Source organism: Malikia spinosa, assembly GCF_002980625.1.
Taxonomy (GTDB): Bacteria; Pseudomonadota; Gammaproteobacteria; order Burkholderiales; family Burkholderiaceae_C; genus Malikia; species Malikia spinosa.
Map to the genome: position 1 here is coordinate 1 of NZ_PVLR01000001.1, position 18,799 is coordinate 18,799.

Sequence of the window (18,799 nt, forward strand, 5' to 3'; positions counted from 1 at the left end):
TCAGGAATGAGTTCTGCCATGATGATGTGGTTGGAAAGATCAGGTGGCGGACTTCGGGTCCCAGGCGGTGGCGGTGTCCTTGCCAGCGACCGAATAGAGCGCGCCGGGCGCGTTGCGAGTCTGCTGGAACTGTTCGAGCGACTCGCCGCGCATGGCGGCATAGATGTGCAGGTTGGACACGCCGACCACGGCACCGAGCTTTTCGAGCATGAAGAAGCTCACGCCGTAGTGGATCAGGCCGCGCCAGTCGCGCCGCCCCAGCAGATCACGCTCCTCGTCGCTCAGGCCCGCACCGGCCATTGCGCTGGCCTCGTCGGCGAGGAAGCGTTGCCGACTGGCCGGCACAATCAGGTCGTGCAGGAAGCGGTTGAGCCGGAACGCCTTGACGCTGCGACCGAAGTCGAACGGATAGGTGCCCTGCAGCCGCTCGGCGCCGGCCAGCTGCACCGCCATCGCCTGGCGGTGGCGCTCGACCTCGCCGGCGATCACCGGTCCGGCCTGGTTCTCGTACACCGCTGCCGCAATGCCGCACATCGAGGGCAGGTAATAGGCCTGGTGCAGCTTCCTGACCTGCGCCGACAGCGCGCCGCGCATGGTCAGCCACATCATGACCTCGGCGCCTTCGGCGCCGCCGAGCTCGACCAGCTCGGCATGCGTGAGCGCGGCCAGGCGCTCGGGGTCCTGCTCGAACAGCTCGAGGAACTGCATGTCCCAAGGCACGTTGTTGAAGCCGGCGCGCTCGCCATGGACCTGGTGCGACAGTCCGCCGGTCGCGACGACGACGACGCGCAGGTCCTCCGGGTAGCTCTCGACCGCGCGCCGCAGCGCCTGGCCCAGCTTGTAGAACCGGCGCGCGCTCGGCAGCGGGAACTGCAGCACCCCCATCTGCAGCGGCACGATGCGCATTGGCCAGCCCTCGCCATGCTCGGCCAGCACCGACAGCGGCGAGAAGCAGCCATGGTCGAGCGGCTTGCCCTGGAAGAAGGACAGGTCGAACTCTTCCATCATCAGCGACTGGCCGATATGCGCGGCCAGCCCCGGATGGCCCATGATGGCGGGCAGGTCGCGCTGGCCACCGCCCTCGTCAGCGACCTCATAGCGCTCGCCGATGCCGAGCGCGAACGCCGAGTAATGGTCGAAGAAGAACGAGGTCACATGGTCGTTGTAGGTCACGATCACGACATCCGGCTTGACATCGGCCAGCCATTGCTTGACCGGCGCGAAGGCCTCGAAGATCGGGGTCCAGACCGGGTCGTCCTGCTTGTCGCGGTCGAAGGCGAAGCCGATGGTGGGGGTGTGCGAGACGGCAACGCCGCCAATGATGCTGGCCATGCTGAGGGTGCTCCTGTGTGATGGGTCGGGATTACTTGGTGGAATGCTTGGTGATCAGGCTACGCGCCGCATTGAGCAACTGCTTGCCGTCATGTCCCTTGCCATCCATGTCCTTGACCCAGGTGTCGGTGACGGTCTGGCCGGCGGCCTGGAAGCGCTGCAGCTCGGCCTTCGGGATCACGTTGAAATGGTTGGCCGCTGCCGCCTTCTTGCCCTCGGCATCGGCGGCCAGGAAGGTCTTGCCGATCTGGCCCGACAAGGCCTGGCCGCTGTTCCTGTCGATCACCTTGCGCAGGTCCTCGGGCAGGCCCTCGTAGCGCGCCTTGTTCATCGCGAACATGAAGACCGAGGTGTAGATCGCGGGTTCGGCCGGATCGGTCTCGGAATGGAACTTGACCATTTCCTGCAGCTTGACCGAGGGTACGACCTCGTAGGGCATCAGCGCGCCGTCGATCACGCCCTTGGCTAGCGCCTCGCTGGTTGCCGGCACCGGCATCGCGACCGGGGTCGCGCCGAGCGCGGACAGCAGCTTGTTGCTCAGGCGGGTCGGCGCGCGCAGCTTGAGGCCCTTGACGTCGTCGAGGCTCTTGATCGGTTTCTTGATCACGTGGAACACGCCGTCGCCATGCACATGCAGTGCCAGCGGCTTCATGTCCTTGAACTCGCCCAGCGCGTACTGCTGGGTGTAGTCCCAGACCGCCTTGCTGGTGGCCTCGGGGTCCTGCATCATAAACGGCAGCTCGAACACCTCGAGCAGCGGGAACATGCCGGCGGTATAGCCCTGCAGCGTCCAGATCACGTCGACCACGCCGTTGCGCACCTGGCTGACCAGCTGGGCCGGCGTGCCGCCGAGCTGCATCGACGGGTAAATCTGGCATTTCATGCGCTGGTTCGACTCCTTCTGGATGCGCTCGCACCAGGGCTGGATGAACATGGTGTTGGCGTACGAGTTCGACGGCAGGAAATGGTGCACCTTGAGAGTGACTTCCTGAGCCTGGGCAGCGCTGCCCAGGCTCAGGGCGGCCAGGGTCGTTACGAGGGTTTTGGTGAGAGTGCGCATGGTGTTGTCTCCTTGTGATGGGGGTTGCAGGCGCTGATTCTCGAAACCTCGACCCGGCCTGAGAAGATGGCAGGAACGCAAGCGCGATAACATTTGCTTATCTCCATCGTCCTGATCCGGGTCCCACCTCATGAAGCTGTCCGCCCTGCAAGCCCTTGTCGCCGCCATCGAATCGGGCAGCTTGCGCAGTGCGGCCAGACGCCTGGGTCTGTCGCAGCCGGCGCTGACCAAGACGATCCGTGAACTCGAGCGCGAGCTGGCCGCACCGCTGCTCGAGCGCACGTCGAAAGGGGTGTTGCCCACCGCCCAGGGCAAGGTGCTGTACGACCGGGCCTTGAAGGCGAACAAGGAGCTCAGCACTGCCGTTGATGAAATCCGCCAGCTCGATGGCACCATGCTCGGGGAGCTCAGCGTCGGGGCCGTTCCGGTCGCCGTCATGCTGCTGCTGCCGGAGACCTTGCGCACCTTTTCCCGCCAGTTTCCCGACATCAAGTTGCGCCTGAGCGAGGAGCTGTTTTTCGCGCAAATGCAGAAGCTGCGCTCGGGCCAGGTGGATGTGGCGATCTGCGGCATCCCGGACGGCCTGGCCTCGGGCGAGTTCCAGATCGAAACCCTGATCGAGACCGAGATGGTGGTGGTAGTCCGCAAGGGCAGCCCGCGCCAGCAGGCGCGCCGGCTGCAGGAGTTGGCCGATGCGCCATGGGTCTACACCGGCTCGACCCATGACGCGGGTTACGCGAAACTCCTGTTCGAGCGCCATGGCATGGACGGGCCGCCTTCGCGCACCATCGTCAACTCGACCTTGGCGCTGCTGTCGCTGGTGACGGCGGGGGACTATGTGGCCCTGATGCCGCGCCAGATCGCCGTCCATCCGATGGCGGCCAGCTTCTTCGCCATCGTGCCGCTGGCCGAGGAGGGCTATCGCCTCCAGGTGGCGGCGCTGATCCGCCGTGAATCCGCAGTCGCGCCCGTGGTCCGGCATTTTCTGGCCCATCTGCACCGGGCCGCCCATCACGTCAACCACCGGCCGGACTGGGACGAGTCCAGCTCGCTGTCTTGCTAGGACGGGCGGCTTCGTGACGAGGTCGGGCGGGTCTGAAAACGAAAAACCCTGCAGACCGTGAGATCTGTAGGGTTTCATGTTTGGTGCCCAGGAGAGGACTCGAACCTCCACGGAGTTACCCGCTAGTACCTGAAACTAGTGCGTCTACCAATTCCGCCACCTGGGCTTTCAGGGTTTTGTTTCTTGAGATATGCCCAAAGTCTAGCAAATGAGTGCTAAAGTCTTTGGTGCCCAGGAGAGGACTCGAACCTCCACGGAGTTACCCGCTAGTACCTGAAACTAGTGCGTCTACCAATTCCGCCACCTGGGCATCTCAGGAAGCCGCTAGTATAGCGCGGAATATTGCGAGTACAAAAGCCGAGTGAAAGAAAAACCTATTTTATTGACTGAATTCGAAGGCCAGGTCAACGGCCACCGCGACGGCCACGGTTTCGTGGTGCGTGACGATGGACAACCCGATGTCTACCTGCCGCCCAACGAGATGCGTGCCGTCCTTCACCGCGACCGGGTCAAGGTCCAGGTGGTGCGGCAGGACCGCCGCGGCCGACCCGAGGGCCGCGTGACCGAGATCGTCGGGCGTTCCAGCGCCCCGATCATCGGGCGCCTGCTGCAGGAGTCCGGTGTCTGGCTGGTCGCGCCCGAGGACAAGCGCTACGGCCAGGATGTGCTGATCCCGAAGGGCGCCATGGGCCAGGCCCAGCCGGGCCAGGTGGTGGTGGTCGAGCTGACCGAGCCGCCCGCGCTCTACGGCCAGCCGGTCGGCCGCATCAAGGAGGTGCTCGGCGAGATCGACGACCCCGGCATGGAGATCGAGGTCGCGGTGCGCAAGTACGGCGTGCCGCACGAGTTCTCGGATGCCGCGCTGGCACAGGCGCGTGCCTTGCCCGACAAGGTGCGTGCGGCCGACAAGAAGCACCGGATCGACCTGACCGACGTGCCGCTGGTGACGATCGACGGCGAGGATGCGCGCGACTTCGATGACGCGGTCTACTGCGAACCGGCCAAGGTCGGACGCGGCAAGGGCTGGCGCCTGCTGGTCGCGATCGCCGATGTCAGCCACTATGTCGAGACCGGCGAGGCGATCGACATCGACGCCTACGAGCGCGCCACCAGCGTCTACTTCCCGCGCCGCGTGATCCCGATGCTGCCCGAGAAGCTCTCGAACGGCCTGTGCTCGCTGAACCCGGAGGTCGAGCGCCTATGCATGGTCTGCGACATGCTGATCAACGCCCAGGGCGACATCCACGCCTACCAGTTCTATCCGGCGGTGATGTTCAGCCACGGTCGCCTGACCTATACCGAGGTCGCAGCCATCCTGCAGAACACGCGCGGCCATGAGGCGCAGCAGCGCGAGGCGCTGGTACCGCATCTGCTCAACCTGCACGATGTCTACCGGGGCCTGCTGGAAGCACGCAAGCGCCGTGGCGCAGTCGATTTCGAGACCACCGAGACCCAGATCGTCTGCAACGAGGTCGGCCAGATCGAGAAGATCGTCCCGCGCACGCGCAACGACGCGCACCGCCTGATCGAGGAGGCCATGCTGGCGGCCAACGTCTGCTCGGCCGAGTTCATCCAGCACGGCAAGCACCCGGGCCTGTTCCGCGTCCACGAGGGGCCGACCCCGCTCAAGATCGACATCCTGCGCCAGTACCTCAAGGCGCTGGCCTTGCCCTACAGCGTCAGCGACGAGCCGACCCCGCTCGAGTTCCAGCAGATCGCCACGGCGACCGGTGACCGGCCCGATGCGCTGCAGATCCACCAGATGCTGCTGCGCTCGATGTCGCAGGCGATCTACTCGCCCAACAACGAGGGCCATTTCGGCCTGGCCTTCGAGGCCTATACCCATTTCACCAGTCCGATCCGGCGCTATCCCGACTTGCTGGTGCACCGCGTGATCAAGTGCATCCTGGGCGAGCGCAAGTATTCGCTGCCCAATCTGCCGACGCCGGGCGAGGCCCAGCTCAAGCTGGCCAAGCGGCTGGCCGACCGGGTCAAGCCGCCGGCTCCGGGTGACAAGCCGGTGCGGGCCAAGAAGCCGAATGCCGAGCTGCTGGCCTGGCAGGCCGCCGGCCTGCATTGCAGTGCCAACGAGCGCCGCGCCGACGAGGCCAGCCGCGATGTCGAGGCCTGGCTCAAGTGCAAGTACATGCGCGAGCATCTGGGCGAGGAGTTCAGCGGCAAGGTCAGTGCGGCCACCAGCTTCGGCCTGTTCGTCACGCTCGACAGCATGTATGTCGAGGGCCTGGTGCACATCACCGAGCTCGGCGGCGAGTACTACCGCTTCGACGAGGCACGCCAGGAACTGCGCGGCGAGCGTACCGGCATGCGCTATGCGCTTGGCACGCCGGTGCGGGTGCAGGTCAGTCGGGTCGATCTCGACGGCCGGCGCATCGACTTTCGCTTGGTGCGCGAAGGCGAGGAGCTGGTAGCGCGTGCGCTGCGCGACAAGAAGGGCGGCTCCGCAGCAGTTGCCGGCGAGGGTGGCTCGACCCGGGCCGCGCGCAAGCGCAAGCCCAAGGCGGGCGAAGCCGGTCCATCGGCTCAGCCGGGTCCGTCGGGCATCTGGTCGGGCGGCAAGCCCGCTGGCAAGCCTGCCGGTCGCGGTGCCGGTTCGTCGGCGGGCAAGTCGCGCAAGGGCAAGCGTTGAGATGCAGATACTCGTCTTTCTGCTCGACAACCTGTTCTTCGTGCTGGTCTTTGCTTCGCTGCTGCGGGCCTGGATGAACCAGTCCCGGCTGCGCATGACCGAGCAGCCCGGGCGTTTCGTGATGGCGCTCAGCGACTGGCTGGTCAAGCCGCTGCGCCGCGCCTTGCCGAATGGCTTGCGCCAGGCCCGCCTGGACTGGGCCAGCCTGGCGGCGGCCGCGCTGCTGGCGCTGTGTCATGCCTTGCTGCTGCACCTGCTGTCGCTGATCCTGCTGCCCAGCTTCGATTGGCTGTCCTGGGTCTGGACGGTGCCCGCGCAGGCCTTGCTGTTCCTGCTGCGCACGGTGCTGCAGGGCTTGCTGGCCATGACACTGGTCTACGCGCTGATGAGCTGGATCCAGCCTTTCTCGCCGATCGGTGGCGTGCTGGCGCGCCTGCTCGCGCCCTTGCTGCAGCCGCTGCGCCGGCGCCTGCCCCTGGTCGGCGGGGTCGACCTGTCGGCGCTGGTGCTGATCCTGCTGCTGCAGGTGCTGCTGCTGGCGCTGGGCTGACCTGGCTTGGCCTGGGCTGACCTGACCTGACCTGGCCTGGCCCTTGGACGCAGGCCGCTATCCATGGTGGCCTTGGCGTCCTTGAATTTTTGGCCGGTGCCTGCGCCAAGGCTCAGCCCGGCCAGGGCGTGAGGCCGGCGAGCAGGTCGCCGGCGCGCAGGCCGCGTCCGCTTGGCCAGCGGTCGGCCAGTGCGCCATGTTGGTGTACCGCCCGGCAGGCCGCCTGTAGTGCCATTTCCAGTCCGTCGCTCAAGCTGCCGTTCAGCCCGCTGTCCGGGCTGGGCTGCGGCATGGCAGCCGGCATTTGGCCCTGCCTGCCGGGCCTGGCGGTCTGCGCCCAGTAGGCGCCGACCATGCCGGCCAGCACATCGCCGGTGCCGGCGGTCGCGAGCAGGGCGTTGCCCGTAGTGTTGATCAGCGGGATCTGCCCCGGCGCGGCGATCACGCTGCCCGAACCCTTGAGCACGACCACGGATTGGAATTGCTGCGCCAGCTCGCGTGCGGCTTGCAGCCGGTCGGCCTGGACCTGCGCGCTGTCGCAGCCCAGCAGCCTGGCCGCCTCGAGCGGATGCGGTGTCAGGATGCTGTGCTGGCCGCGTGCCAGCCGGCGGCTCAGCTGTGCGCGCCAGTCGGCCTGCTGCGCCAGCGCATTGAGCGCGTCGGCATCGAGCACCAGGCGCGGTGAATGTTCGAGCAGGGCTGACAGCACCGCGCGCACCGACTGGCCGCCACCACAGCCGCAGACGGTGATGGCCTGGCGCGCCAGCTCGCCCTCGGCGCTGGCTTGCGCCGGGCGAAACATCAGCTCGGGCCAGAGCAGGTCGAGCGCGGGCGTGGCCGGTCCGGCGCCGAGCAGGCCCAGATAGACCCGGCCCGCGCCGGCTTGCAGGCCGGCGCGCGCCGCCAGCAGTGCCGCGCCGCTCATGCCGTTGCCATCGACCGAGACATCCTGGCCGCCGAGCACCAGCAAGTCGCCGTGGCTGCCCTTGTGTGCGCCATGGCGCTGCTGACGCGTCGGGCCCGGCTCGGTGTCAGGCGCGTTGAGCCAGGCATCGGGCGGCAGCTGATCGGCGGCGACGCCGAGCCGGTCGAGCCAGACCTGGCCGGCCGCGTCCCGGCCGTCGGCGGTGAACAGTCCGGGCTTGAGCGTCAGCAGCGACAGGGTGTGGCGCGGCCCGGCAGGGCGGGCCGCGAAGGGATTGAGCCAGGCGCCGCTGTCGCACGCCAGACCGCTGGGCAGGTCCACGCACAGCACGGTCGCGCGGGTCTGCTGCAGGGTTTGCATCCAGTCGGCCATCGGGCCCGGACCGAGGCCGCGGCCGCCCAGGCCCAGCAGCGCATCGATGCCGAGGTCGAAGTCCTCGGGTGGCCGGTCGGAAAACTCCAGGCCGGCCGCTCGCGCCTGTTGCAGTGCGTAGCGGGCGTCGTCAGGCAGGCGGCTTTCGTTGCCCTGCCAGCTGACCGTCAGGCGGGTCTGTGGCAGTTGCGTGCGCAGCAGGGCAGCTGCCAGCAGGCCGTCGCCGCCGTTGTTGCTGGGTCCGCAGGCGAGCCAGACATGGCGTGCATGCGGCTGCAGCGCCCGCGCCAGGGCGGCAATCGAGCCCGCGGCCCGCTGCATCAGCTGGTGTGGCGGCAGGTGCGCGAGCGCGGCCTGTTCGATCGCGCGGCTGGCGGCGCTGCCGTGCAGCGGGAGCTTGGGTCGGCACGACCCGGGGTCTAGGCGCAGCAGCATGAGGTTTTGAAGGTGTTACAATCGCTGGGTTTTGCAAATTGTGGCGCATGTGGCGTCACATAAAGCAGAGCTCAACCGCAAACAGGTCCGACCAGGTGTCGTTGGCGTCACGCCGCGATGATGGACCTGATTTAAGCCCCAACCTCAGGAAATTTAACCATGTCTATCTCCATGCGCGAAATGCTGGAAGCCGGTGTCCATTTCGGTCACCAAACCCGCTTCTGGAACCCCAAGATGGCTCCGTTCATCTTCGGTCACCGCAACAAGATCCACATCATCAACCTGGAAAAGACCCTCCCGCTGTTCGAGGAGGCTGCCAAGTTCGTGCGCCAGCTGACCGCCAATGGCGGCACCGTGCTGATGGTCGGTACCAAGCGCACCTCGCGCGACATCGTGTCCCTCGAAGCTGACCGCGCCGGCGTGCCTTACGTCGAGCAGCGCTGGCTCGGCGGCATGCTGACCAACTTCAAGACCGTCAAGACCTCGATCAAGCGCCTGAAGGACATGCAAGCTCAGAAAGAAGCCGGTCTGGAAAGCATGTCCAAGAAGGAACAGCTGACCTTCACCCGCGAGATCGAGAAGCTCGAGAAGGACATCGGCGGCATCCAGGACATGCCCGCTCTGCCGGACGCCATCTTCATCGTCGACGTCGGCTACCACAAGATCGCCGTGTCCGAAGCCAAGAAGCTGGGCATCCCGATGATCGGCATCGTCGACACCAACCACTCGCCCGAAGGCATCGACTACGTGATCCCGGGTAACGACGACTCGGCCAAGGCTGTCGCCCTGTACGCTCGCGGCATCGCCGACGCGATCCTGGAAGGCCGTGCCAACGCCGGCGCCGACCTGGTCAAGACCGCTCAAGCCGATGCTGGCGACGAGTTCGTCGAAGTGCAAAACGCTGCCTGAAGCTGAGCACCCAAGTCGAAAAAGGGGCTCGAGAGCCCCTTTTTTGCAAGCAAATTTTCATCTGACAGTGCAACACTGGGTCCCACACTGGACTCGAACGGAGAAATAAGATGGCTGCAATCACCGCTAGCATGGTCGCCGAACTGCGCGCCAAGACCGACGCCCCGATGATGGAGTGCAAGAAGGCCCTGACCGAAGCCGAAGGCAATATGGACAAGGCCGAAGAGATCCTGCGCGTCAAGCTGGGCAACAAGGCCGGCAAGGCCGCCAGCCGCGTCACCGCCGAAGGCGTGATCTCCAGCTTCATCGACGGCACCACTGGCGCCCTGGTCGAGATCAACTGCGAAACCGACTTCGTCTCCAAGAACGACCTGTTCCTGGCCTTCTGCAACCAGGTCGCCGAGCTGGTCGTCAAGCACAACCCGGCTGACGTCGCCGCCATCGGTGAACTGCCGCTGACCCTGGAAAGCTTCGGCCCGACCGTGGAAGAAGTCCGCAAGGGCCTGATCGGCAAGATCGGCGAGAACATGGCGATCCGTCGCTTCAAGCGCTACGCCGACGGTGGCCAGCTGGCCGCCTACCTGCACGGCGTTCGCATCGGCGTGATGGTCGAGTTCGACGGCGAGCTGACCGCTGCCAAGGACACCGCGATGCACATCGCCGCCATGAAGCCGGTCTCGCTGTCGAGCGCCGACGTGCCGGCCGAGCTGGTCGCCAAGGAGCGCTCGGTCGCCGAAGCCAAGGCTGCCGAATCCGGCAAGCCGGCCGAGATCGCCGCCAAGATGATCGAAGGTTCGATCCAGAAGTACCTGAAGGAAGTCTCGCTGCTGGACCAGGTCTTCGTCAAGGCCGCCGACGGCAAGCAGACCGTGGCTGCCTACCTGAAGTCCGCCAACACCAGCGTCAAGGGCTTCACGATGTTCGTCGTCGGCGAAGGCATCGAGAAGAAGGTCGACGACTTCGCCGCTGAAGTCGCCGCACAGGTCGCAGCCGCCACCCAGGGCGCCTGATACTGATCTGACCCGGTTTTCGGGGCGCTGTCGGCGAGATGCCGGCGCGACCCGAGCCGGGAAAATGCACGGCCGGCCCTTCGCGGGGTCGGCCGTTGTCGCAATGAAGCCCTAAAATCCACCGGATATCAACGAGACCCATGCTTATGCCTGCTTACAAGCGTATCCTGCTGAAACTTTCCGGCGAAGCCCTGATGGGCGATGACGCCTTTGGCATCAACCGCGCGACCATCGTGCGCATCGTCGAGGAGGTCGCTGAGGTCACCCGGCTTGGCGTGGAGGTGGCGGTTGTGATTGGCGGCGGCAACATCTTCCGCGGCGTGGCGGGCGGCTCGGTCGGCATGGACCGCGCCACGGCTGACTACATGGGCATGCTGGCGACGGTCATGAACTCGCTCGCGCTCGGCGACGCGTTCGAGAAGGCCGGCGTCAAGGCGCGCGTGATGTCCGCGATCGCGATCGACCAGGTGGTCGAGCCCTATGTCCGTCCCAAGGCCTTGCAGTACCTCGAAGAGGGCAAGGTGGTGGTGTTCGCTGCCGGTACCGGCAACCCCTTCTTCACCACCGATACCGCCGCGGCCCTGCGCGGTGCCGAGATCGGTGCCGAGATCGTGCTCAAGGCAACCAAGGTCGACGGCATCTACACCGCCGATCCCAAGAAGGACCCGGCCGCCACGCTGTACACGAGCATCAGCTTCGACGAGGCGATCACGCGCCAGCTCGAGGTCATGGATGCGACTGCCTTCGCGCTCTGCCGCGACCAGAAGCTGCCGATCAAGGTCTTCAGCATCTTCAAGCCGGGCGCGCTGCACCGCGTCGTCATGGGTGCCGACGAAGGCACGCTGGTCCACGTCTGATCTAGCAACACAGTAGCAAGAGGTTCAAGATGGCATTGTCTGAAATCAAGAAAAACGCCGAACACAAGATGAACGCTTCGCTCGAAGCGCTCAAGAACAATCTGGCCAAGGTCCGCACCGGCCGCGCCAACCCGCAGCTGCTTGACACCATCCAGGTCGAGTACTGGGGCTCGATGGTGCCGATGTCGCAGGTCGCCAACCTGACCCTGCTCGACGCGCGCACCATTGGCGTCGCGCCGTGGGAAAAGGGCATGGGCGCCAAGATCGAGAAGGCGATCCGCGAGTCCGACCTGGGCCTGAATCCGGCCTCGCAGGGCGACCTGATCCGGGTGCCGATTCCGGCCATGACCGAGGAGCGCCGCAAGGAGATGACCAAGGTCGTGCGTGGCGAGGGCGAGCATGCCAAGGTCGCCGTGCGCAACTTGCGCCGCGACGCCAACGAGGCGGTCAAGAAGCTGGTCAAGGACAAGCTGGCCTCCGAGGACGACGAGCGCCGCAGCACCGAAGAGATCCAGAAGCTGACCGACCGCATGATCGCCGAAGTCGACAAGGTCATCGCGTCCAAGGAACAGGACCTGATGGCCTTCTGAGGCCGTTTCAGGCATATCGACCCAGACTCTCCTGCATGTTCAAGCCAAAAGCCGTCAAGTCTCCCGCCGCCATGCCCCGGCATGTCGCCATCGTCATGGACGGCAACGGCCGTTGGGCCAAGAAGCGCTTCCTGCCCAGGTTGGCCGGGCATCGGCAAGGCTACGAGTCGCTGCGTCGCATGGTCGACCTGTGCCTGCAGCGCGGCATCGAGGTGCTGACGGTGTTTGCCTTCTCGTCCGAGAACTGGAAGCGTCCGGTCGAGGAGGTCTCGGGCCTGATGGATCTGCTGGTCAAGGGCCTGATGCGCGAGGTGCCCAAGCTCGGCGAGCAGGGCGTGCGCATGGAGTTTCCGGGCGAGCGCCAGGGCCTGTCCGAGCTGGTCCGCTCCAGCCTGGAGCAGGCGCGCGCGCAGACTGCGTGCAACGACCGGTTGGTGCTCAACATCTGCTTCAACTATGGCGGACGCTGGGACATCGTGCAGGCCGCGCAGCAGCTGGCCTTGCGCGGCGAAGCCATCACCGAGGCTTCGCTCGCGGCGGCGCTGTCGATGGCCCAGGTGCCGGACCCCGATCTGGTGATCCGCACCGGCGGCGAGCAGCGCATCAGCAACTTCATGCTCTGGCAGTCGGCCTATTCCGAATTCTATTTTTCCGACAAGCTCTGGCCGGATTTCGATGCGGCCGAGTTCGACCGCGCGCTGGCCTGCTACGCCGGCCGCGAGCGCCGCTTCGGTCTGATCTCGGAGCAGCTTGCTGCTTCATCCGACGCGGCCTGATCCCATGCTCAAGCAAAGAATCATCACCGCCTTGCTGATGCTGGCGGTCCTGCTGCCGGCTCTTTTTCATTCCGATCCCCGGCCTTTCTGCCTGCTCACGCTGCTGCTGATCGTCGCGGGCGGCTGGGAATGGGGTCGGCTCAACGGTCTGGCCTTTGGCGCCGCGCTGGCCTGTGGTCTTGGACTTGGAGCCTTGCTCGGGCTGGCCTGGTGGCAGTTCGATCTGGCGCAAGCGCAGCCGCTGCTGTGGCAGGTCACGGGCATTTTCTGGCTGGTCGCCGCACCGCTGCTGCTGCGCGCCGGTGTCGCCGGCTGGCCCCGCATTGCGCCGGCATTGCGCCTGTGCATCGGACTGACCCTGATCGGGCTGGCCTGGTGGGCGATGGCGCAGGCGCGGGTCCAGGGCGTCGCGCTGCTGCTGTCGATCATGGCGCTGGTCTGGACCGCTGACATCGCGGCCTATTTCGGCGGCAAGGCCTTTGGCCGGCGCAAGCTCGCGCCGAGCATCAGCCCCGGCAAGAGCTGGGCTGGCGTCTACAGCGGCGCCATTGGCGTGCTGCTGCTGGCCGCTTGCTGGACCTGGGCCGAGCAGCGCTATGGCACGCCAGGCGCCAGCCTCTACGGCCGGCTCTGGGCCATGGGGCCGCTGGCCATGCTCGGCGCCCTGTTGCTGCTGACCGCGATGAGCGTCTGCGGCGACCTGATCGAGTCGCTGGTCAAGCGCAGCGCGGGCGTCAAGGACTCGAGCCAGCTGCTGCCGGGCCATGGCGGCGTGCTCGACCGGGTCGACGCGCTGCTGCCGGTGCTGCCGCTGGGCATGATGCTGGCCACCCTCTAATACCTCCGGAAACCGTCCATGCACCTTACTTCCACGCCGATGCGCCAGCGCCTGACGGTGCTCGGTTCCACCGGCTCCATCGGCAAGAACACCTTGGACGTGGCCGCGCGCCATCCGGAGCGTTTCGAGGTCTATGCGCTCAGCGCCTCGACCCAGGTCGAGCTGCTGCTGGCGCAATGCGCCCAGTTCAAGCCGCGCTATGCCGTCATGGCCTCGCCCGCGCATGCGGCGCTGCTGCGCCAGCGCCTCGCGGCCGAGGGCCTGGCCACCGAGGTGCTGTCGGGCCCGGCAGCCCTGTCCGAGATCAGCTCGCTGCCCGAGGTCGATGCCGTGATGGCGGCGATTGTCGGCGCGGCCGGTCTCGAACCCTGCCTGGCCGCTGCGCGCGCCGGCAAGAAGCTGCTGCTGGCCAACAAGGAAGCGCTGGTCGTTGGCGGCGAATTCTTCATGCAGGCGGTGCGCGAGGGCGGCGCCACGCTGCTGCCGATCGACAGCGAGCATTCGGCGATCTTCCAGTCACTGCCCGAGGATGCCTCGACCTGGGACTTGCGGGTCGAGAAGATCATCCTGACCGCCTCGGGCGGACCGTTTCGCAGCCGCGACCCGCTGACGTTGGCCAAGGTCACGCCCGACGAGGCCTGCGCCCACCCGAACTGGGTCATGGGCCGCAAGATCTCGGTCGATTCGGCGACCATGATGAACAAGGCGCTCGAGGTGATCGAGGCGCGCTACCTGTTCGGCCTGCCGCCCGAGCGCATCGAGGTCGTGATCCACCCGCAGAGCGTGCTGCACTCGATGGTGCAGTACCGCGACCGTTCGGTCGTGGCCCAGCTGGGCACGCCGGACATGCGGGTGCCGATCGCCTACGGCCTGAGCTGGCCGCAGCGCATCGAATCGGGCGCCGAGGCGCTGGATTTCGCGCGCATGAGCGCGCTGACCTTCGAGCCGGCCGATCCGGCCCGCTTTCCCGGCCTGTTCCTGGCCTGGGAGGCCTTGCGCGCCGTGCCGGGCACGACGGCGGTGCTCAATGCCGCCAACGAGATCGCGGTGGCGGCCTTCCTGGAGGGCCGGCTGCGCTTCGACCAGATCCATCAGGTCAACCGCGCCACGCTCGAGCATTACCAGCCCGCAGCGCCGCATGGCCTCGATGACCTGCTCGCGATCGACGCCCGGGCCCGTGCCTTGGCGGCCGAGCGCGTGGCGCATTGCCACTGAGCCCCGGTCATGCTGACCCTGCTCGCCTTTGTTGCTGCCCTGGCGCTGCTGATCGCCGTCCACGAATGGGGTCACTACCGGATGGCACTGGCTTGCGGTGTCAAGGTGCTGCGCTTTTCGATCGGTTTCGGCCCGGTCCTGCTGCGCTGGCAGGGGCGTAGCGGCACCGAGTTCACGCTCTGCCTGCTGCCGCTGGGCGGCTATGTGCGCATGCTCGACGAGCGCGAGGCCGAGGTGTCGCCTCAGGAGCGCCATCTGGCCTTCAATACCCAGCCGCTGCGCGCGCGCGCGGCCATCGTCGCGGCCGGTCCGCTGGCCAACCTGGTGCTTGCCGTCTTGCTGTATGCGGCGGTGTCCTGGATCGGCCAGCCGCAGGCCCGTGCCGTGCTGTCCGAGCCGGCGGTCGGCACGCTGGCGGCGCAGGCCGGCCTGCGCAGCGGCCAGTGGGTGCAGCGCCTGAGCGCCGACGGCGAGCCGGAGCAGGAGGTCGAGTCCTTCGATCAGTTGCGCTGGGTCTTGACCGAGGCCGCGCTGTCGGGCCAGGACCTGACGCTGTGGGCCGGCTCGGCGCCGGAGTCGGCTGCGGACGAATACCGCCTGCCGCTGTCGATGCTGGGGCCGGTCGAGTCAGCCGATGTCGAGCTGTTCGCCCGCATCGGCATCGTCGCGCCCTGGTCGGCACCGGTGCTGGGCGAGCTGCTCGAGCAGGGGGTGGCTGCGCGTGCCGGCTTGCAGGCCGGCGACCGGGTGCTCAGCGTGGACGGCCTGGTCGTGCGCGATGCGCAGCAGTTGCGCCAGCTCATCAGGACCGGCCTGGACCGCCAGGGCAATGGCCTGGCGCAGACCTGGGTGCTCGAGCGCCGGGGCAACCGGCTGGAATTGACCGTGCGGCCCGAGCCGCAGGGCGAGGGCCCGCAACGGGTCGGGCGCATCGGCGCCTTCGTCGGCACGCCGCCCGAGACGGTGACCCTGCAGGAGGATTTCCTCGGCGGCCTGCTGCAGGGCCTGCGTCGCACCGGCGAGGTCGCCAGCCTGACCCTGGGCATGATGGGTCGCATGGTGGTGGGCCTGGCCTCGCTCGACAACTTGAGCGGTCCGATCTCGATTGCCGAATATGCCGGCAAGTCGGCCAGCCTGGGCGGCGTGGCCTACCTGTCCTTCCTGGCCCTGATCAGCGTCAGCTTGGGCGTGCTCAACCTGCTGCCGCTGCCGGTCCTTGACGGCGGTCACCTGTTGTATTATCTGATCGAGGGCGTGACCGGCCGCCCCATCCCCGAACAATGGCTGGAACGGCTGCAGCGCGCCGGAATGGCCCTGTTGCTGGCGCTCATGAGCGTGGCCGTTTTCAATGACATCGCCCGACTGTTGGGCTGAAATCCTGTTTCCATGAAGAACTCCCTTTTCCGCATGCGCTCGGTTGCCATGGGCGCGATCGTTTCCTCCTTGGTCGCCGCCTTGCCGGCCTGGGCCGTTGCGCCGTTCCAGCTGCGCGACATCCGCCTCGAGGGCCTGCAGCGGGTCGAGCCCGGCACCGTGTTTGCCTCGCTGCCGTTTCGCGTCGGCGACCAGTACAGCGACGACAAGGGCACGGCCGCGATCCGCGCCCTGTTCGGCCTGGGCCTGTTCTCGGACGTGCGGCTGCAGGTCAATGGTGACGAGCTGGTCGTGATCGTCGAGGAGCGTCCGACCGTGGCCGAGGTCGGCTTCACCGGCGTCAAGGAGTTCGACGCCGAGGTGCTCAAGAAGGCGCTGCGCGACATCGGCCTGGCCGATGGTCGCCCGTTCGACCGTGCGCTGGCCGACCGCGCCGAGCAGGAGCTCAAGCGCCAGTACCTGACCCGCAGCCTCTACGGCGCGCAGGTCACGGCGACCGCCACGCCGATCGAGCGCAACCGCGTCAACGTCAACTTCAACGTGGTCGAGGGCGACATCGCCAAGATCAAGGAAATCCGCATCGTCGGCAACCAGGCCTTCAGCGACAGTACGCTGCGCGGCCTGTTCGACCTCGATACCGGCGGCTGGCTGAGCTGGTACACCAAGAGCGACCGCTACTCGCGCACCAAGCTCAACGCCGACCTCGAGACACTGCGCAGCTACTACCTGTCGCGCGGCTACCTCGAGTTCCGCATCGATTCGACCCAGGTCGCGATCGCGCCCGACAAGGACGCGATGTCGATCACGGTCAACGTGACCGAGGGTCAGCGCTACGTGGTCTCGAGCATCCAGCTCGAGGGCGACTACCTCGGCAAGGAAGCTGAGTTCAAGTCCCTGGTCGCGATCAAGGCCGGCCAGCCCTACAACGCCGAGGACGTGGCGCAGACCACCAAGGCCTTCACCGAGTATTTCGGCGGCTTTGGCTACGCCTTTGCCCGCGTCGAGGCCAAGCCGCAGATCGATCGCGTCAGCAACCGTGTCGCGCTGGTGCTCAGCGCCCAGCCGTCGCGCCGCGCCTATGTGCGCCGCATCAGCGTCGAGGGCAACAACCGCACCCGCGACGAGGTGATCCGGCGCGAGTTCCGCCAGCTCGAGTCGGCCTGGTACGACAGCGACCGCATCAAGCTCTCGCGCGACCGCGTCGACCGCCTGGGCTTCTTCACCCAGGTCGCGGTCGATACGGTCGAGGTGCCGGACGCGCCGGATCAGGTCGACTTGGTGGTCAGCGTGATGGAAAAGCCGACCGGCAACCTGACGCTGGGCGCCGGTTTCTCGCAGGCCGAGAAGCTCTCCTTGATCGCGGGCATCCAGCAGGAAAACCTGTTCGGTTCGGGCAACTACCTGGGCCTGAACGTCAACACCAGCAAGTACAACCGCCAGCTGTCGCTGACCACGACCGACCCGTACTTCACGCCCGAGGGCATCTCGCGCACTGTTGACCTGTACTACCGCACCAGCCAGCCGCTCGACACGCAGGAAGGCAACTACAAGCTGACCACGCCGGGTGTGGCGGTGCGCTTTGGCGTGCCGTTCTCCGAGACCGACACGGTCTACTTCGGCGCCGGCATCGAGCAGACCAAGATCGATCCGGGCAACGGCATGCCGCTGGCCTACAACGACTACATCGCCAACTTCGGCGACTCGCCGACCTCGGTGCCGCTGACGGTGGGCTGGGGCCGTGACACGCGCGACAGCGCGCTGGTGCCGAGCACCGGCCGTCTGCAGCGCGTCAACGGCGAGCTCGGCATCGCGGGCGACACCCGCTACGCCAAGGCCAACTACCAGTTCCAGCAGTACATCCCGCTGAACAAGAAGTTCACGCTGGCCTTCAATGCCGAGGCCGGCTGGGGCGAGGGCCTGTCGGGCAAGCCGTTCCCGCTGTTCAAGAACTTCTATGGTGGCGGCCTGGGTTCGGTGCGCGGCTTCGAGCAGGGCACGCTGGGCGGCAAGTCGTCGATCGTCGGTGGCACCACCATGGCCAATATCGGCGGCACCCGCAAGATGGTGCTCAACACCGAGGTGATCGCGCCGTTCCCGGGGGCCGGCAACGACCGCACGCTGCGCCTGTACGGCTTCTTCGACATCGGCAACATCTACGCCGAGGGCGAGAAAGTCGATTTCGCCAACCTGCGCGCCTCGACCGGCGTCGGCATCAGCTGGATTTCGCCCATCGGCCCGCTTAGAATCGCCTATGCCCGTCCGGTGCGCAAGCAGGACGACGACAAGACCCAGAGCATCCAATTCCAGATCGGGACTTCTTTCTGATGACATCGTTCAAGCGCGTTTTTTCGCGTCACGCCATTGCGGCGCTGGCGCTCGGCTGTACCACTCTGGCCTCGGCGGCCGAGCTGCGCATAGGCTTCGTCAACACCGATCGCATCTTCAAGGAAGCGGCGACGGCCAAGGCCGCGCAGTCCAAGCTCGAGCAGGAATTCTCGCGCCGCGAGCGTGAGGTCGAAGGCCTGGGCACCCAGCTCAAGAGCGCCTCCGAGAAGCTCGAGAAGGACGCTCCGACCCTGTCCGACAGCCAGCGTGGCGCGCGCCAGCGTCAGCTGGTCGAGCTCGACCGCGAGTTCCAGCGCAAGCGGCGCGAATTCCAGGAAGACCTGGCGCAGCGCAAGAACGAGGAGCTGCAGCTCGTGCTCGAGCGCGCCAACCGCGTCATCAAGCAGGTTGCCGAAAGCGAGAAGTACGACCTGATCATGCAGGAAGCGGTCTACGTCAATCCCAAGCTCGACATCACTGACAAGGTGCTGAGCGGGCTCAACAACGCCAAGTGATGGCCA

16 protein-coding genes and 2 tRNA genes are annotated in these 18,799 nt (G+C 66.6%); 13 read left to right on the forward strand and 5 right to left on the reverse strand.

Translation table 11 applies throughout. The annotated features are described in order from the left end of the window. Window positions 1–39: 39 nt before the first annotated feature. Both C6P61_RS00005 and C6P61_RS00010 read right to left on the reverse strand, forming a co-directional pair. Complete coding sequence (locus tag C6P61_RS00005; protein WP_105727872.1) at window positions 40–1,332, reverse strand: gallate dioxygenase; 1,293 nt, start codon at window positions 1,330–1,332, stop codon at window positions 40–42. A gap of 31 nt (window positions 1,333–1,363) precedes the next feature. Continuing rightward, window positions 1,364–2,392 carry a TRAP transporter substrate-binding protein gene (locus C6P61_RS00010; RefSeq protein ID WP_105727873.1) on the reverse strand — a complete coding sequence of 343 codons (1,029 nt, stop codon included), beginning with the start codon at window positions 2,390–2,392 and terminating at the stop codon, window positions 1,364–1,366. Between the two features lie 130 nt (window positions 2,393–2,522). On the opposite strand from C6P61_RS00010, the gene C6P61_RS00015 reads away from it, so the two are divergent. Next, entirely contained in the window at window positions 2,523–3,455 is a 933-nt protein-coding gene (locus tag C6P61_RS00015; RefSeq protein ID WP_105727874.1) for a LysR family transcriptional regulator, read from the forward strand. Between the two features lie 81 nt (window positions 3,456–3,536). Here C6P61_RS00015 and C6P61_RS00020 read toward each other — a convergent pair. Together C6P61_RS00020 and C6P61_RS00025 are read right to left on the reverse strand one after the other, a co-directional pair. Next, a tRNA-Leu gene (locus tag C6P61_RS00020) sits at window positions 3,537–3,621 on the reverse strand. Between the two features lie 59 nt (window positions 3,622–3,680). Next, window positions 3,681–3,765: transfer RNA gene (locus C6P61_RS00025), tRNA-Leu, on the reverse strand. Window positions 3,766–3,831: 66 nt separating this feature from the next. Between C6P61_RS00025 and rnr the strand changes: the two genes are divergently transcribed. Beyond that, window positions 3,832–6,102: a ribonuclease R gene (gene rnr / locus C6P61_RS00030; RefSeq protein WP_244908694.1), complete on the forward strand. Its 2,271-nt coding sequence runs from the start codon at window positions 3,832–3,834 to the stop codon at window positions 6,100–6,102. A 1-nt stretch (window position 6,103) separates the two neighbouring features. Further along, the gene (locus tag C6P61_RS00035; RefSeq protein WP_105727876.1) at window positions 6,104–6,652 is read left to right on the forward strand and encodes a YggT family protein; all 549 of its coding nucleotides are present in this window, start codon (window positions 6,104–6,106) and stop codon (window positions 6,650–6,652) included. Between the two features lie 112 nt (window positions 6,653–6,764). Here C6P61_RS00035 and C6P61_RS00040 read toward each other — a convergent pair whose 3' ends face one another. Next, window positions 6,765–8,384, reverse strand: a complete 1,620-nt coding sequence (locus tag C6P61_RS00040; protein ID WP_105727877.1) for an NAD(P)H-hydrate dehydratase — start codon at window positions 8,382–8,384, stop codon at window positions 6,765–6,767. A gap of 159 nt (window positions 8,385–8,543) precedes the next feature. Here C6P61_RS00040 and rpsB point away from each other — a divergent pair, with 159 nt between their 5' ends. The 10 genes from rpsB (at window position 8,544) to C6P61_RS00090 (ending at window position 18,793) form a co-directional block, all read left to right on the forward strand. After that, window positions 8,544–9,293: a 30S ribosomal protein S2 gene (gene rpsB / locus C6P61_RS00045; protein ID WP_105727878.1), complete on the forward strand. Its 750-nt coding sequence runs from the start codon at window positions 8,544–8,546 to the stop codon at window positions 9,291–9,293. Between the two features lie 110 nt (window positions 9,294–9,403). Next, window positions 9,404–10,303: a translation elongation factor Ts gene (tsf, locus tag C6P61_RS00050; RefSeq protein WP_105727879.1), complete on the forward strand. Its 900-nt coding sequence runs from the start codon at window positions 9,404–9,406 to the stop codon at window positions 10,301–10,303. A gap of 146 nt (window positions 10,304–10,449) precedes the next feature. Next, the gene (pyrH, locus tag C6P61_RS00055) at window positions 10,450–11,160 is read left to right on the forward strand and encodes a UMP kinase (protein WP_105727880.1); all 711 of its coding nucleotides are present in this window, start codon (window positions 10,450–10,452) and stop codon (window positions 11,158–11,160) included. A gap of 29 nt (window positions 11,161–11,189) precedes the next feature. Next, a complete protein-coding gene (gene frr, locus C6P61_RS00060) occupies window positions 11,190–11,750 on the forward strand; it encodes a ribosome recycling factor (RefSeq protein ID WP_105727881.1) in 561 nt (186 codons plus the stop codon). A 35-nt stretch (window positions 11,751–11,785) separates the two neighbouring features. Further along, window positions 11,786–12,526, forward strand: coding sequence for a polyprenyl diphosphate synthase (gene uppS, locus C6P61_RS00065; RefSeq protein WP_105727882.1), 741 nt, complete (start codon window positions 11,786–11,788; stop codon window positions 12,524–12,526). Between the two features lie 4 nt (window positions 12,527–12,530). Beyond that, window positions 12,531–13,364, forward strand: a complete 834-nt coding sequence (locus C6P61_RS00070; protein ID WP_105727883.1) for a phosphatidate cytidylyltransferase — start codon at window positions 12,531–12,533, stop codon at window positions 13,362–13,364. Window positions 13,365–13,403: 39 nt separating this feature from the next. Next, window positions 13,404–14,579 carry a 1-deoxy-D-xylulose-5-phosphate reductoisomerase gene (ispC, locus tag C6P61_RS00075; RefSeq protein ID WP_105727884.1) on the forward strand — a complete coding sequence of 392 codons (1,176 nt, stop codon included), beginning with the start codon at window positions 13,404–13,406 and terminating at the stop codon, window positions 14,577–14,579. A gap of 9 nt (window positions 14,580–14,588) precedes the next feature. Beyond that, on the forward strand, window positions 14,589–15,953 hold the full coding sequence (rseP, locus tag C6P61_RS00080; protein WP_105727885.1) for an RIP metalloprotease RseP: 1,365 nt from the start codon (window positions 14,589–14,591) through the stop codon (window positions 15,951–15,953). Between the two features lie 33 nt (window positions 15,954–15,986). Continuing rightward, window positions 15,987–18,278 carry an outer membrane protein assembly factor BamA gene (gene bamA / locus C6P61_RS00085; protein WP_244908695.1) on the forward strand — a complete coding sequence of 764 codons (2,292 nt, stop codon included), beginning with the start codon at window positions 15,987–15,989 and terminating at the stop codon, window positions 18,276–18,278. After that, the gene (locus tag C6P61_RS00090; RefSeq protein WP_105727887.1) at window positions 18,278–18,793 is read left to right on the forward strand and encodes an OmpH/Skp family outer membrane protein; all 516 of its coding nucleotides are present in this window, start codon (window positions 18,278–18,280) and stop codon (window positions 18,791–18,793) included. Before bamA ends, C6P61_RS00090 begins: the two co-directional genes overlap by 1 nt. Window positions 18,794–18,799: the final 6 nt, after the last annotated feature.